The 14,182-nt window shown below is 71.7% G+C and carries 10 protein-coding genes; all 10 read right to left on the reverse strand.

Annotation, left to right across the window (positions count from 1 at the left end):
* Nucleotides 1-310 precede the first annotated feature (310 nt).
* Nucleotides 311-1,165, reverse strand: a complete 855-nt coding sequence (locus ACIOGZ_RS20830; protein WP_363587358.1) for a hypothetical protein — start codon at nt 1,163-1,165, stop codon at nt 311-313.
* A 70-nt stretch (nt 1,166-1,235) separates the two neighbouring features.
* A complete protein-coding gene (locus tag ACIOGZ_RS20835; RefSeq protein ID WP_363587356.1) occupies nt 1,236-2,045 on the reverse strand; it encodes a hypothetical protein in 810 nt (269 codons plus the stop codon).
* 166 nt (nt 2,046-2,211) lie between these two features.
* Entirely contained in the window at nt 2,212-3,147 is a 936-nt protein-coding gene (locus ACIOGZ_RS20840; RefSeq protein ID WP_400986695.1) for an enoyl-CoA hydratase/isomerase family protein, read from the reverse strand.
* Nucleotides 3,144-4,334, reverse strand: a complete 1,191-nt coding sequence (locus ACIOGZ_RS20845; RefSeq protein ID WP_363587376.1) for a cytochrome P450 — start codon at nt 4,332-4,334, stop codon at nt 3,144-3,146. The genes ACIOGZ_RS20840 and ACIOGZ_RS20845 overlap by 4 nt, the downstream gene beginning before the upstream one ends.
* A 266-nt stretch (nt 4,335-4,600) precedes the next feature.
* Entirely contained in the window at nt 4,601-5,986 is a 1,386-nt protein-coding gene (locus tag ACIOGZ_RS20850; protein WP_363587352.1) for a cytochrome P450, read from the reverse strand.
* A 111-nt stretch (nt 5,987-6,097) separates the two neighbouring features.
* A complete protein-coding gene (locus ACIOGZ_RS20855; protein ID WP_350881092.1) occupies nt 6,098-6,688 on the reverse strand; it encodes an ATP/GTP-binding protein in 591 nt (196 codons plus the stop codon).
* Complete coding sequence (locus tag ACIOGZ_RS20860; RefSeq protein WP_350881090.1) at nt 6,663-7,037, reverse strand: DUF742 domain-containing protein; 375 nt, start codon at nt 7,035-7,037, stop codon at nt 6,663-6,665. The genes ACIOGZ_RS20855 and ACIOGZ_RS20860 overlap by 26 nt, the downstream gene beginning before the upstream one ends.
* Nucleotides 7,034-7,444 (reverse strand): roadblock/LC7 domain-containing protein, encoded by a 411-nt coding sequence (locus ACIOGZ_RS20865; protein WP_400986697.1) that lies wholly within the window; start codon nt 7,442-7,444, stop codon nt 7,034-7,036. The genes ACIOGZ_RS20860 and ACIOGZ_RS20865 overlap by 4 nt, the downstream gene beginning before the upstream one ends.
* Nucleotides 7,441-8,748, reverse strand: coding sequence for an ATP-binding protein (locus ACIOGZ_RS20870; protein ID WP_363628094.1), 1,308 nt, complete (start codon nt 8,746-8,748; stop codon nt 7,441-7,443). The genes ACIOGZ_RS20865 and ACIOGZ_RS20870 overlap by 4 nt, the downstream gene beginning before the upstream one ends.
* 420 nt (nt 8,749-9,168) lie before the next feature.
* The gene (locus tag ACIOGZ_RS20875) at nt 9,169-14,115 is read right to left on the reverse strand and encodes an NAD-glutamate dehydrogenase (RefSeq protein WP_400986699.1); all 4,947 of its coding nucleotides are present in this window, start codon (nt 14,113-14,115) and stop codon (nt 9,169-9,171) included.
* Between the last annotated feature and the right edge of the window lie 67 nt (nt 14,116-14,182).

A 14,182-nucleotide genomic window follows, 5' to 3' on the forward strand; every position in this document is an offset into this window, starting at 1 on the left:
CAGGGGCGGTGCGTGTACGGACCTCCCCGAGACACTCGGGAGCCGGCGGGCCCACATCCGAGGACGCGGACCCGCCCGACCGGCCTCGTACGCCGAATGCGGGCGCTGCCACGACCCGGTGCCCCGCCCGGGGATCTGCCGCGCCCGTGCGGGCCTCGGCGGCAGGGCCGTCGCCGTCGACGCCGGAGCACCGTCGCCCCCCGGCGGCGTCACCCGGGCCCGTGCGGCCCTGCGCGGACGGCCCGGGCTTCCCGTGGTGGCGTTCGACGGCTGATCACCACGGGCGGCCCTTCATCCAACCGTCAGGCGGTCAGGCGCACTTGATCTCGCGGTTCACCACGGCCATCCCGGCGACCTTGTCGCCGTCCACGGTGAACTCGTACTGCCAGCCCTGCTGCCCCTCGACCGGCATCACGTACTTGCCGCCCTTGGCGAGCTGGAGGCCCTTGGCGCCGTACGCCTGCTGGAGCGCCTCCACGGTGGAGCCGGCCCCGAGGCCCTCGGCCGTCTTCGCCTCGGCCGGGGCAACCAGTTCGCGCAGGCCCGTCGCCGCGAAGGAGACCCGGCCGGTGGCCAGGTACGCCTTGTCCTTGGCCTCCTGGGCGAACCGCAGGTCGACCAGGGCCATCGTCGCGTCCGCGATCGCCTTGGCGGCGTCGGCCAAGCCCTTGGCCCCGGCGGCGGAGCCCGCGGCGGCGGCGGCCGCGTCCTTGGCGGAGGCGTTCGGCGGCAGGGTGCCCCCCGGGGCGGGCGCCTTGCCCGAGGCCGCGTCGGCCTTGGCGTTCAGGTCCTTGTAGCGGGCCTCGGTGGCCGCCTCGGCGGTCATCCGGGCCTGGTCCGGCGCCGGGCCGCCCTTGTAGACGAAGTCCGTGCAGCCGTCGAGCAGCGAGACCGGCACGCCCTCCAGAGCGCCGGTGGCCAGCCCGGCGTCCTTGGCCATCCCCGGCTTCAACCCCCGGTACCCGGCCGCCGCGAAGGCCTCCGGGCCCTTCGACGTGGACGCGGGCGCGGGCGTCGCCGCGGGCGCCCCGGTCGTGGCCGGAGCCTTCGCGGTGTCCTTCTCGTCGTTCTTGTCGTCGGACGTACAGGCCGCCGCACCGGCGACCAGCAGTGCCACCGAGATGCCCACGCCCACTGCGCGGACCAAGGCTCGGTTCTTCCTCATGCCACAACCTTCACTTGATCATTCGATGGTCGCCGCATCGAGAGTGCGACCACGGTCTACAGGCGGTCTCTCAGGAGCAGTACGTGTTGTGCTTGACCAGGGCGAGGCCGGCGACCTTGCCCTCGGCCATGGTGAACTCGTAGAACCAGTCCGGGCCGCCGTTGCCGCCCTCGGCCGGGAGTTCGTACTTGCCGTCCTCGGTCGGCTTGAGGGCCTTGCCCTCGTAGGCTCGCTCGAGCTCGTCCTCCGCCGAACCGGCGCCGACTCCCTCGGCGGTGCGGGCGTCCGCCGGGGCGACCAACTGGCGCAGGCCCTCGGTGCCGAAGTTGACCCGGCCGGTGGCCAGGAAGGCCTGGTCCCGGTTCTTACGGGCGGTCACGATGACGTCCGCCTCCTTGAACAGCGCGTCGGACTCCTGCCGTTCGGCGGCCTCCTGCTTCAGCCGCTCCTGGAGGCGCTCGCTGTGCTTCACCATCTCCTCCGGCGAGGCCCCGGGCGCCAGGGTCTCGAACGGCTTCCGGTTCGCCCGCATCTCGTCGATCCTGGCAATCGCCTTGTCGGACTTCGCGCGGGCCTCCGTCTCGGCCGCCATCCGAACCGGGTCCGGCGCCGGGCCGCCCTTGTACGCGTAGTCGGTGCAGCCGTTGAGCAGCGAGACCGGCGACGGCTCCAGGGCTCCGGAGGCGAGCGCCTCGTCCTTGGTCATCGACAGCCGCAGTCCGCGGTAGCCGCCGGTGCCGAACGGCTGCGGCGGCGTGCTGGCCGCCGAGGTCGCGCCGGTCTTCCGCCCCGCGTCCTTGCCGCCCTCGCAGGCCGCCGCTCCGGCCACGACCAGAGCCACCGTCAGTACGGCCCCCGCCGTGCGCGCGCTGCGCGTCATCCCCACGGTGATCCCCTCCCCTGTGTCGATCACACACGGTAGCGAATATGCGGGCATGATCCACAATCGGTTTCCACACCAGCGGAAGGGCCGTCGCCGTGAACGGCCGACGACTGGCCACCCCGCCGTCCGCCGTCTTCCGTAGGCGGCGGACGGCAGCTGCCGGTCAGTGGGCCGGGGGCTGCGCGGCGAGGCCGCGGGTGTAGTGGGCGGCGGCGAGGACCGAGGCCATCAACTCGGCGTCGAGCACGGAGGCGTCGGCCAGCCGGGTGGCCGCCGCGTGGGAGGCGAGCAGCGTCTTGGTGACCCTCAGTGCGGCCTCGGGGCGGCGGGTGACGGGCCTGACCCACTCGGCCACCGCCCCGTCCAGGTCCTGCTCGGGGACGACGCGTTGCAGGATGGCGAGCTCCCGCGCCTCCACCGCGCCGACCGGGCGGCTGGTGAGGATGATCTCGCGGACCCTGGCCGCGCCGACCTCGTGGAGCAGCCGGGGCAGCAGGCCGCCCCAGGCGACGGGCAGGCCCAGGGCCAGCTCGGGCAGCCGGAAGACGGCGTTGTCGGCGCCGACCCGCAGGTCGCAGGCGAGCGCCAGGGCAAAGCCGGCACCGGTGGCCCGGCCCTGGACCCGCGCGACGGTCACGGCGGAGCTGTTGGTGAGGGCATCGCAGACCCTGCGGGCCTTCTCCCCGTAGTTCCGTATGCCGCCGCCGGTCGGGTCCTGGTCCAGGCCTGCGAAGAGTTCGTCCCGGTCGCCGCCGAGGCAGAAGTCCCGGCCGGCCCCGGACAGCACGATCACGCGCACGGCCGGGTCGGGTACGGCCAGCACGGCGAGGAGTTCGTCCAGCATGGCCGAGGTGACGGCGTTCCCGGTCGCCGGGCTGTCCAGCTCGATGTGGAGCACGGGGCCCTGGCGCTCGGTACGGACCGTACGGGCCACCGCGGGCGCGGGGACGGGCTCCGGGGCGGGCGACGGGACGGGCGACGCGACGGGCTCGGGGTACGGGTACGGGTACGGGAGGTACGACGGCTGCGCCGCGTACGGCGGGTACTGCGGAACCTGGGGAACCTGGGGAACCTGGGGAACCTGCGGGGACACGTTCATGCGGCCACTCTCAGGGACGTCACCCGGTGGAAGACCATCCGGGGTGCGTACTCGGGCGGGCTCACCGCCCGCAGGGTCGGGAAGCGCCGCAGCAGCTGGCCGAGCAGGGCACGTGCCTCCAGCCTGGCCAGGCCCGCGCCGAGGCAGTAGTGGGCGCCGCCGCCGAAGGTGAGGTGGGTGCCCCGGCGGAGCACGTCGAAAGCGTGCGGGTCCGGGTTGCGGCGCGGATCGCGGTTCGCCGCGCCGTACATCACGTGGACCATGGTGTCCTTGGGCAGGAACACCCCGGCCAGCTCGGTGTCCTCGCCCGCGACGCGGCTGTTGACGCGGATCGGCGGGTCGTAGCGCAGCGCCTCGTCGATCGCGGCGTCGATGTGCTCCGGCCGCTCCCGCAGCCACTCCCACCGGCCGGGCGACCGCAGCAGCGACCACACCAGCGAGGAGAGCAGCGTCGCCGTGGTCTCCAGCGAGGCGATGGTGACGAACATGGTGAGCTGGTAGACCATCCGGTCGGTGGCCTCGCGGTCGGACTCCAGCGCGTCCCAGGTGCGGATCCAGCCGGCGATCACGTCGTCGCCGTCGTTGTCGCGGCGCTCCCGGACGAGGCGGGTGAAGTACTCGCGCAGGTCCATGGTGGCCTGCTCCGAAACCGCCAGCTGGCTCTTGGTGGGCAGGAGTTCCTGGGCGTGCACCTGGTTGTGGGTCATCGTCAGGATGTGCGGGTAGTCCGCCGGGGCGATGTCCAGCCAGCGCCCGACGGTGCCGATCGGCAGCTGCTCGCTGACCAGGGACGAGAGGTCCGCCTCGCCGTCCGCCCGTATTCGCTCGGCCAGGCGGTCGAGCAGCCCGGTGACGTCGGCCTCGATCTCCGGCTGCATGTCCCGCAGGGTGGCGTGGTTGAAGAGGTTTCCGAGGCTGCGCCGCTGCCGGGTGTGCTCGGGGGCGTTGAGCCGGGAGAGCGTCCGGCTCATCTCCTGGGTGGCGACGGCCTCCCAGCGCTCCGTCCCGGTCTGCCGTTCCTGCCAGGCGAAATCGGGGACGAGCCAGGTCCTGCCGCGCAGGACCTGGTCGCACGCGTCGTACCCGGTGACCAGGTAGCCGCCCCAGGGCGCCGGGACGAGGTCTCCCAGCGCCCGCAGCCCGTCGTAGACCGGGCTCGGGTCGGCGAGTCCCTCGGCCGACCGCAGCCTGCGCAGGAGCGGCACGGCGGCGCGGCGGTCGACCACCCTTCCGTCCGGGCGCTCCGGGTCTGCGGGGCGGGCTTCCAACGTGGCGGTCACACGGGGCTCCTTACGCGCGGGCGGGCAGTACGGCGGCGATCTACCCAGCAACAGCGCGCTCAAGCGTCGATCCGTGTTGCCCCCGTCACGTACCCGCACCGCCGTCGGACTCCGTTCACGCCGCGGTGGCGGAACGGCTTCCGACGGCGCGTCGGATCGGAGCCCGGGGTGTGTCAGACCCGGAAGACGTCCAGGAAGGAGCTCCACCACCCCTTCTTCTGCCCGGCCCGGCCCGGCGCGGGGGCGGTGGCCTGCGGGTACGCCTGCGTCGCCTCGGGGCCGACCGGTGATCCGCCCGGCGCGGTGTCCGCACCCGCGGCCGGCCGCGTGGTGCGGGCGGGCGCCGGGCTGAACCGCACCGGCAGCGAGACCAGGCCGCGCTGGAACGGGCCCGGCCGCCACTCCACGCTCTCCGCGGGCACCGCGAGCGTGACGTCCGGGAGGGCGTTGAGCAGGCACTCGATCGCGCTCAGGGCGATCAGCTGGGCCGGGGACTTGGCCGGGCACGCGTGCGGGCCGGCGCCCCAGGCCAGGTGGGCCCCCTTGCTGAGGGTCAGCCGGGCGTCCGTCAGCGCGGGGTCGCTGTTGGCGGCGGCGAAGCTGATCACCACCGGGCTGCCCGCGTCCATCGGGACCCCGCCCACGTCGAGGTCCTGCATCGGGTAGTGCGTGGCGTAGTTGGCGATCGGCGGGTTGTTCCACAGCACGTCGTCGAGGGCGTCCTCGATGCGCAGTCCGGAGCGGCCCTCGCCGGACAGCAGCAGGAGCAGCGCGTTGCCGATCAGGTTGCGCTCGGGCTCGACGCCGGCGCCCATCAGCATGACCAGCTGGTCCTTGAGCTCCTCGTCCCGCAGGCCGGCCGGGTGCTGGATGAGCCACGAGGTGATGTCGTCGCCGGGCTGGCGGCGCTTCAGCGCGACCAGGTCCATCAGGCAGGCGGTCAGCTCCTCGTTGGCCTGGATCACGTCGAGGCCGTCGAAGAGCGCGGACATGCTGCGGGTCAGCCGGTCGCCGATGTCGGCCGGGCAGCCGAACAGCTGGTTGAACAGCAGCAGCGGCAGCAGCTTGGCGTAGTCGTTGAGCAGGTCGGCCCGGCCCAGCGGACTGAACTGGTCGATCAGGTAGCCGGCTATCCGTTCGACGTGCCGGTTGAGCCGGTTGTCGTTGAGCCGGCCCAGGCTCTCGGTGACGGCCTTGCGCAGCCGCAGGTGCTCGGCGCCGTCCGTGAAGAGGCAGTTGGGCCGGTAGAACATCATCGGCAGGACGGGGCTGTCCAGCGGCACCCGTCCTTCGTTGAGCGCCGCCCAGCGCCGCGAGTCCCGGGCGAACATCCCCGGGTTCTGCAGCACCCGCAGAGCGGCCTCGTGCGAGGTGACCAGGGTGGCCTCGACCCCCGGGGCCAACTCCACCGGCGCGGCGGGACCGTTGGCGCGCAGCTTGTCGTAGACCGCGCCGGGGTCGGACGAGAACATCTCCCCGTAGAGCGGTGTGCTCACGCCGACGTGCATCGGGCAGCCCTGCGGAGGCGACTGCGGGGCGGGTCGCTGCGGAGATTCCATGGGTCGTTCCTTGGAGGTGGCCCCGGGCGGGTGCGGACCCGGGAGGCGTGAGGGGAGGGAGGCGTGGGGGAGGTCAGGAGTCGCGGGGGAGGTCAGGAGCCGCGGTCGAGGTCAGGAGGCGCGGTCGAGCAGGTGCCGGACGAGCGTCAGCAGGGCGTTGGCCGAGGAACGCTGGTCCCGCGCGTCGCAGAACACCACCGGTGTGTGCGGCAGCAGGTCGAGCGCCTCGCGCAGCTGGTCCTCTGTGTACTCGTCCTGCCGGTCGAAGCTGTTGACCGCCACGGCGTACTCCAGGCCGTACTGCTCGATCAGGTCGATGACGGGGAAGGTGTCCGCGAGGCGGGTCGGGTCGGCCAGCAGCAGCGCCCCCAGCGCGCCCCGCGCCATGTCCTCCCAGAGCTGCATGAACCGTTGCTGCCCCGGCGTGCCGAACAGGTACAGCACCAGGTCGTCGCCGAGTGTCAGCCGGCCGAAGTCCAGGGCGACGGTCGTGGTCTTCTTGTCCGGTACGCCGCGGAGGTCGTCGACACGGATGGACGCCTGCGTCATGCTCTCCTCGGTGCTCAGCGGGGCGATCTCCGACAAGGCCCCGATGAGCGTGGTCTTGCCGACCGCGAAGTGCCCCACGACCAGGATCTTGACCGCGGTCGTCACCGCGCCCGGGACGTAGATGTCCTCAGGCGAACCGGCGTTGAAGTCCATGCAGTACCTTCTCTAGAAGTCTCGGATCCGGGGCCTGGGCCGGGGGCGGGGCCGACCGGCACAGCAACCGTCCCTCATGGATCAGGTCCGTCAGCAGCAGCCTCACGACCCCCACCGGCAGCTCCAGCCGGGCCGCGACCTCGGCCACCGAGAGGTAGCCGCCGGAGCACAGCTCCCAGATCGCCCGGGTCTCCGGGCTCGGCAGGGCAGGGAGGTCCTGCTCGGGCGCGACGGTGACCAAGGTGATCAGAGACAGGGCTTCCGCACTCGGTAACTCGCGCCCACCGGTGATCACGTAGGAGCGGATGAAGCCGCCGGTGACCCGCTGTTCCTCGCCGCCGGCCGTCATGAGCCGCTGAGCGTGCTCTGGCGCGGCGCCGCCGACATCGCCCGTCCGAGCGCGCCCACCTGCTGCTGCATCCGGAAGGACATCGCCTCCATGTCGACGTCGGGGGCGGTGGAGGCGGCCAGGTACGCGCCGCTGCCGGCCGCGATCAGGAAGATCCAGCCGTGGTCGTACTCCAGCAGGGTCTGGCGCCAGACCCCGCCGCCTGCGCCGTCTCCGCCGACGAACGGGGCGACCGCGCGGCTCAGCGACTGCATCGAGCTCATCGCGGCGGCGTTGGTCTCCGCCTCGTCACGGCCTATCTCGCTGGACCGTTCGAGCAGGAGGCCGTCGGCGGAGACGAGGATGGCGTGCCGGGCGCCGGGTACCTGGAGTACGTCGTTGAGCACCCAGGAAAGATCGCGGCTCACTGGATCTCGGTTCCTTCCGTGTTCGTGGTGTTACGCCCGGACAGCGTGCCGCGCTGGAACGCGCCGAGGCGGGACGGCGTGTTCTGGCCGGGGCTCCGCGCCGGCGCCTCGGCCCGGCCGGGGTCCTGCGGGGAGGGGAGGACCGACACCGGGCGGTGGCGGCGGCGGCGGGGCAGCTGTCCGTCCGCGGTCATCTCCGGTTCCGTCACCGCCGCCGGCGGCACCGGGGCCAGGGGCGCCGCCGGTTCGGGCAGCGACACGAGTCGCTGACCGGGGGCCTGCGCCCAGGCCGGCGCGGGCTGCTCCGCCGGCGGGGCCTGGTAGTCGCCGCGCGCGCCCTGGTGGTCACCGTGCGCGGCCTGGTGCTCGCCGTGCACGGCGGTGGCCGGGGCCGCGACCTCGCTGCTGAGCAGCTCGGCCGGCAGCAGCACCACGGCCCGCACGCCCCCGTACGGGGAGACCGAGTCGACGGAGACCCGGAAGCCGTAGCGGGCGGCCAGCATGCCGGAGACGGCGAAGCCGAACTTCGGGGGGTTGCCCAGGCTGGTGAGGCCGATCGGCGCGCCCGGGTTCAGGAGCACCGCCGCGCGGTCCTTCTCCTCCTGGCCCATGCCGAGGCCGGCGTCGTCGACGATCAGGCAGACGCCGGTGGGGACGGCCTGGACGCTGACCTCCACCGGGGTGTCCGGGGCGGAGTAGTTGGTCGCGTTGGCGAGCAGCTCGGACAGCACGACGGCGACCGGCTCGACGACCTTGCTGACGAGCGCGACGCTGACCTGGGAGTGGATCCGCACCCGGTCGAAGTGCCGGATCCGGCCCTGGGCGCTGCGGACCACGTCGTAGACCGAGGCGACGCTCTCACGGCGGCCCAGCCAGCCGCCGCAGAGCACCGCGATGCCCTGGGCACGCCGGCCGAACTGGCTGTTCGTGTGGTCGATCGTCATCAGGTCGGCCAGGATCTGCGGGCTGTCGCCGTACTTCCGCTGCACCTTGTCGATGACGACCTGCTGCTCGTCGGCCAAGCCCTGCAGCGTCCGCATCGCCGCCTTGAGGACGGCCTTGGTGTCCTCCTCGGCGTCGCGGCGGACGTCCGTCAGCTCGGACGCGTGCTGGCTCCGCAGGTGGTCGTGCAGCACGGCGAACTCGTCGCGCTGCCGCTGCGCCAGGGCGCCGGCCTCCTCCAGGGAAACGTTTCGCCGCCGCAGGGCGAGGTTCGTCCTGCGGGCCTGGAGGGCCGCTCCGACGGCTACGAGCATCACCACGATGAAGACCCAGAAAAAGGGTTCCTGCACAAATGACGTCATGAAACTCTCTTCAGGTGGCACCGCGTGGAGCCGGTCCGGGCCCCAAGGCGCGAATGGGACTGGCGGCCTGAACCCCTCCGAAAGACACCTGATGTCACATCACATCGCGGTGCTTTCCGGCACGGGACCTGCGGCGACGCCTATCGCGGAGTCAGCCTACTGCAACTCCTGGTAGGTCAGAACAGCTACCAAAAAGGGCAGTTGGGGCGAAGTTCCGCGACCGGCCGGGAACTCCGGTGGGACTTGGCGGACTTCGTAGCGCGACGTTAATCGCAAGGACATATCCCGACCACGCCCCGGCTCGTGCGCAGCGTGACGACTCCGTCACCATCCGGAATCCGCCGCCCGTCGGCCGGTCGCGAAAAGCGGCGGGCCCGCGTCCGTGGACGCGGGCCCGCCGCCTGGCTGTACCGCCGGCCGTCAGCGCATGGAGCCCGTGCGCAGGAGGGTGCGGATGACCCGCATCGCGACCGAGAGGCTGGACAGCTCGTAGTTGTCCGAACCCCTTATGTCGTCGAGGGTGCTCTTGGCGCGGTTCAGCAGGGTGGCGTTGAGGTCCGCCCAGGCGCTGTAGCGCTCCTCCGGGGTGGCGCCCTCGGGGCCGCAGGCGAGGATGTCGGCGGTCAGCGCCGCGTGCGCCGCGAAGAGGTCCTCGCGGATCGCGGCCCGGGCCATCGACGACCAGCGGTCGGTGCGGGGCAGCTCGATGATGCGGTCGAGCAGGTGGGTGATCTGGAGGCGGTCGGCGAGGTCGTAGTAGAGCTCGGCGACCTCGGCGACGTCCTTGTCGGAGCGGTCCGCGACCTCGCTGATGTCCAGGGTCGGGAAGGTCGAGGAGAGGCCGGCGATCCGGGTGGCCAGTTCCTCCGGCACCCCGGCCGAGGCGAGCTCGTTGTAGACGGCCTCGAACCAGACCAGGTCGTCGCCGCGCAGCGGCTTGGGCAGCGAGCCCCAGACCTGGTCGACCCGGTCGTGGAAGAACTCGATGGTGCCGGCGATGTCGAGCGGCTGGCGGCGGTTGTTGAGCATCCACCGGGTGGCACGCTCGACCAGGCGCCGCGAGTGCAGCCGCATCTTGGTCTGGACCCGGGCCGTGACCTCGTTGTCCAGGCCCTCGATCTCGGCCCAGATGTCCTCCAGGTCGAACACGGCCCTGGCGGCGGTGTGGGTCCGGGCGATCTCCTCGTAGGTCGCGCCGGTCTCCTCCTTCAGCCGGAAGGCGAAGGTGCAGCCGCCGCGGTTGATCGTGTCGTTGACGATCAGGGTGGTGATGATCTCGCGGCGCAGCGCGTGGTTGTCGATCGCGTCGGCGAACCGGGCCCGCAGCGCGCTCGGGAAGTAGTCGTGCAGCGCGGTGCGGAAGTACGGGTCGTCGGGCAGCGCGGTGGCGAGCAGCTCCTCGGCCAGCGTGATCTTGGTGTACGCGAGCAGGACGGACATCTCGGGCTGCGAGAGGCCGCGGCCGTTCTGCTGGCGCTCGCGGATCTGGCGCTCGGTGGGCAGGAACTCCAGGCCCCGGTCGAGCTGGCCGGCCGACTCCAGCCGGTTGATCATCCGGGAGTGGACGTTGACCATGCTGTGCGCCTGGGCGACGGCGTTGGCCAACACCACGTTCTGCGCGTAGTTGTTGCGCAGCACCAGGTGGCCGACCTCGTCGGTCATCTCGGCGAGCAGGACGTTGCGCTGCTTGACCGTCATGTCGCCGTCGGCGACGACCTGGTTGAGCAGGATCTTGATGTTGACCTCGTGGTCCGAGGTGTCCACACCGGCCGAGTTGTCGATGGCGTCGGTGTTGATCCAGCCGCCGGCGCTCTCGGGGCCGCCGACCGCGGCGTACTCGATGCGGCCGAGCTGGGTGCAGCCGAGGTTGCCGCCCTCGCCGATGACGCGGGCCCGGACCTGGTCGCCGTTGACGCGGATGGCGTCGTTGGCCTTGTCGCCGACCTCGGCGTTGGTCTCGGTGGAGGCCTTGACGTAGGTGCCGATGCCGCCGTTCCAGAACAGGTCGACCGGCGCCTGGAGGATCGCCTTCATCAGCTCGGCCGGGGTGAGCCGGGTGTCCTGGACGCCGAGGGCGGCCCGGACCTGCGTGCTGAGCTGGATCGACTTGGCGGTGCGCGGGAAGACGCCGCCGCCGGCCGAGATCAGCGACTTGTCGTAGTCGTCCCAGGAGCTGCGGGGCAGTTCGAAGAGCCGGCGCCGCTCGGCGTAGGAGGCGGCGGCGTCCGGGTTCGGGTCGAGGAAGATGTGGCGGTGGTCGAAGGCGGCGACCAAGCGGATGTGCTCGCTGAGCAGCATGCCGTTGCCGAAGACGTCGCCGGACATGTCGCCGATGCCGATGACCTTGAAGTCCTCGGTCTGGGTGTCGACGCCGAGCTCGCGGAAGTTGCGCTTGACCGACTCCCAGGCGCCGCGGGCCGTGATGCCCATGCCCTTGTGGTCGTAGCCGGCCGAACCGCCGGAGGCGAACGCGTCGCCCAGCCAGAAGCCGTAGGACTCGGCGACGCCGTTGGCGATGTCGGAGAAGGTCGCGGTGCCCTTGTCGGCGGCGACGACGAGGTAGGTGTCGTCCTCGTCGTGGCGGACGACGTCGGCCGGGTGGACGACCTCGCCGGCGACCAGGTTGTCGGTGATGTCGAGCAGCGCGGAGATGAACGTCTTGTACGAGGAGATGCCCTCGGCCAGCCAGGCGTCCCGGTCGACCGACGGGTCCGGCAGCTGCTTGGCGACGAAGCCGCCCTTGGCGCCGACCGGCACGATGACGGTGTTCTTGACCATCTGCGCCTTGACCAGGCCGAGGATCTCGGTGCGGAAGTCCTCGCGCCGGTCGGACCAGCGCAGACCGCCGCGGGCGACCTTGCCGAAGCGCAGGTGCACGCCCTCGACCTGCGGCGAGTACACCCAGATCTCGAACGCGGGGCGCGGGGCCGGCAGGTCCGGGATGGCCTTCGGGTCGAACTTCATCGACACGTAGGAGTGCCAGTCACCGGAGCCGTCGTGCTGGAAGAAGTTGGTCCGCAGGGTGGCCGTGATGAGGTGCAGGAAGGAGCGCAGGATGCGGTCCTCGTCCAGCGAGACGACCTCGTCGAGCGCGCCGGACAGCTCCTCCAGGATGCCCTCGGTCAGCTCGGCGGCGCCCTGCTGGTGGCTGGGGCTCAGCCGGGCCTCGAACAGGTTGACCAGCAGCCGGGTGGTGTGGGTGTTGTTGCGGAGCGCGTCCTCCATGTAGTCCTGGGAGAACGTGGAGCCCGCCTGGCGCAGGTACTTGGCGTACGCGCGCAGCACCGTCGCCTGGCGCCAGGTCAGCCCGGCGGTGAGGACCAGCTCGTTGAAGCCGTCGTTCTCGGCCTTGCCGGTCCAGGTGGCGGCGAAGGTCTCCTGGAAGCGCTCGCGGGCCTCGTCGGTGAGCTCGGTGGCCTCGCGCAGCCTCAGGCCGAAGTCGTACACCCACGCGGTGGTGTCGTCGGAGCGGCGCAGCGCGTACGGGTGCTCGTCCAGCACCTCGACGCCCAGGCGCTGGAGCACCGGCAGGACCTCGGTGAGCGAGATCGGGCCGCCGACCCGGTAGACCTTGAAGCGGCGCTCGTCGTCGCCCGCGCCGACCGGCTGGTACAGGTTGAGGCGGAAGTCGCCCTCGCCGTGCAGCGACTCGATCTGCTTGATGTCGGCGACGGCGGTGCGCGGCGGGAAGTCGGCGCGGTAGCCGTCGGGGAAGGCGTTGGCGTACTTGTGGCCGAGCTCGGCGGCCTTCTCCTCGCCCAGTTCGGTGTGCAGCTGGTCGTGGAAGCCGTCCATCCAGAACCGGGCGGCCTCGGCGAGGCGGTTCTCGATCCGCTCGATGTCGGAGTCGGTGAGCCGCGGCAGTTCGGTGCCGGGGGCGACGCGGACCACGAAGTGCAGACGGGTCAGCACCGACTCGGTGGCGTACACCGTGTAGTCGATGGTGGCGCCGTTCAGCTCCTCCTTGAGGATCTCGGTGAGCAGCAGCCGGATCCGGGTGGTGTAGCGGTCGCGCGGCAGGTAGATGAACGCGGAGAAGTAGCGCCCGTACTCGTCCTGGCGCAGGAAGAGCCGCAGCTTACGGCGCTCCTGGAGGTACAGCACGCTGGTGGCGATGGAGATCAGCTCGGAGGCCGCGGTCTGGAACATCTCGTCCCGCGGGAAGGTCTCCATGATCTGCAGCAGGTCGCGGCCGTCGTGGCTCTCGCTGGAGAAGCCGGAGCCTTCGAGCACCTCCTGCACCTTGCGGCGCACGACCGGGATGCGGGTGACCGACTCGGTGTAGGCGGCGGAGGAGAACAGGCCGAGGAAGCGGCGCTCGCCGATCGGCTCGCCGGCGGCGTTGAACTTCTTGACGCCGACGTAGTCCAGGTAGGACGGGCGGTGCACGGTGGAGCGGCTGTTGGCCTTGGTGAGGACGAGCAGCTTCTTCTCGTGGGCCTTGGCGCGGACCGGCGCGGAGAGGCGGCCGAAGGCCTCGCTGGCCGGGTGGTGGTGGTCGTCGTGGCCGCGCGGGTCGGAGCGCAGGATGCCGAGGCCGGTCCCGGCGACGGCCTTCAGGACCTCCTCGCCCTCGTGCTCGACCAGGTCGTACTCGCGGTAGCCGAGGAAGGTGAAGTGGTCGTCGGCGAGCCAGCGCATCAGCTCCCAGGCCTCGCCGACCTCCTGCTCGGGCAGGCCGGTCGGGGGCTCCTCGGCGAGCTCGTCGGCCAGGCGCAGCGCGCTCTCGCGCATCTTGCTCCAGTCCCCGACGACCTCGCGGACGTCGCCGAGCACCCGGCGCAGGTCGGTCTCGATCGCGCGCAGGTCGTCGCGGTCGGTCTCGCGGTCGATCTCGATGTGCATCCACGACTCGACGGTCGCGTCGGCGGGCCACTCGGTGCCGGCGGCCTGGCTGCGGGAGCAGGCGTCGACGTCCAGGATCTCCAGCAGCTTGCCGGTGATGTCACGGCGGACGACCAGCTGGGGGTGGATCACGACGTGGATGGCGCGGTCCTGGCGGGACAGCTCGTTGGTGACGGAGTCGACCAGGAAGGGCATGTCGTCGGTGACGACCTCGACCACGGTGTGGCCGCAGGACCAGCCGTTCTCCTCGACCGAGGGGGTGTACACCCGCACCTCGGCGGTGCCCTGCGGGCGCTTGAGGCCCAGCCGGTAGTGGGAGGCCGCCGCGCCGTAGACGTCGACCGGGTCGCGGTCGACCAGGTCCTCGGGCGCGGTGTGGAGGTAGTAGTGGTGCAGGTACGCGGTCAGAGCGCCGTTGCTCAGGCCTTCCCCCGGCGCCGCTCCCCCCACCTGGCTGTTCTCAGCGGCTGTGGCTGCCTTCTTGAGCAGGTCTGCCTTGGCTGCGTCCAGCTTGGTCTGCATGACTTCTTGGCTCCTGTCGCGCGCCGTTGCGTGACTCGGTGGTGTGTGGGTGTACACCGACGGGTCA

The organism is Kitasatospora sp. NPDC088160 (assembly GCF_044741445.1).
Lineage (GTDB): Bacteria > Actinomycetota > Actinomycetes > Streptomycetales > Streptomycetaceae > Kitasatospora.

Coding starts and splice junctions, on each gene's coding strand:
- ACIOGZ_RS20830 (WP_363587358.1), bottom strand. CDS start 1,165: ATGAGGAAGAACCGAGCCTTGGTCCGCGCAGTGGGCGTGGGCATCTCG.
- ACIOGZ_RS20835 (WP_363587356.1), bottom strand. CDS start 2,045: ATGACGCGCAGCGCGCGCACGGCGGGGGCCGTACTGACGGTGGCTCTG.
- ACIOGZ_RS20840 (WP_400986695.1), bottom strand. CDS start 3,147: ATGAACGTGTCCCCGCAGGTTCCCCAGGTTCCCCAGGTTCCCCAGGTT.
- ACIOGZ_RS20850 (WP_363587352.1), bottom strand. CDS start 5,986: ATGGAATCTCCGCAGCGACCCGCCCCGCAGTCGCCTCCGCAGGGCTGC.
- ACIOGZ_RS20855 (WP_350881092.1), bottom strand. CDS start 6,688: ATGGACTTCAACGCCGGTTCGCCTGAGGACATCTACGTCCCGGGCGCG.
- ACIOGZ_RS20860 (WP_350881090.1), bottom strand. CDS start 7,037: ATGACGGCCGGCGGCGAGGAACAGCGGGTCACCGGCGGCTTCATCCGC.
- ACIOGZ_RS20870 (WP_363628094.1), bottom strand. CDS start 8,748: ATGACGTCATTTGTGCAGGAACCCTTTTTCTGGGTCTTCATCGTGGTG.
- ACIOGZ_RS20875 (WP_400986699.1), bottom strand. CDS start 14,115: ATGCAGACCAAGCTGGACGCAGCCAAGGCAGACCTGCTCAAGAAGGCA.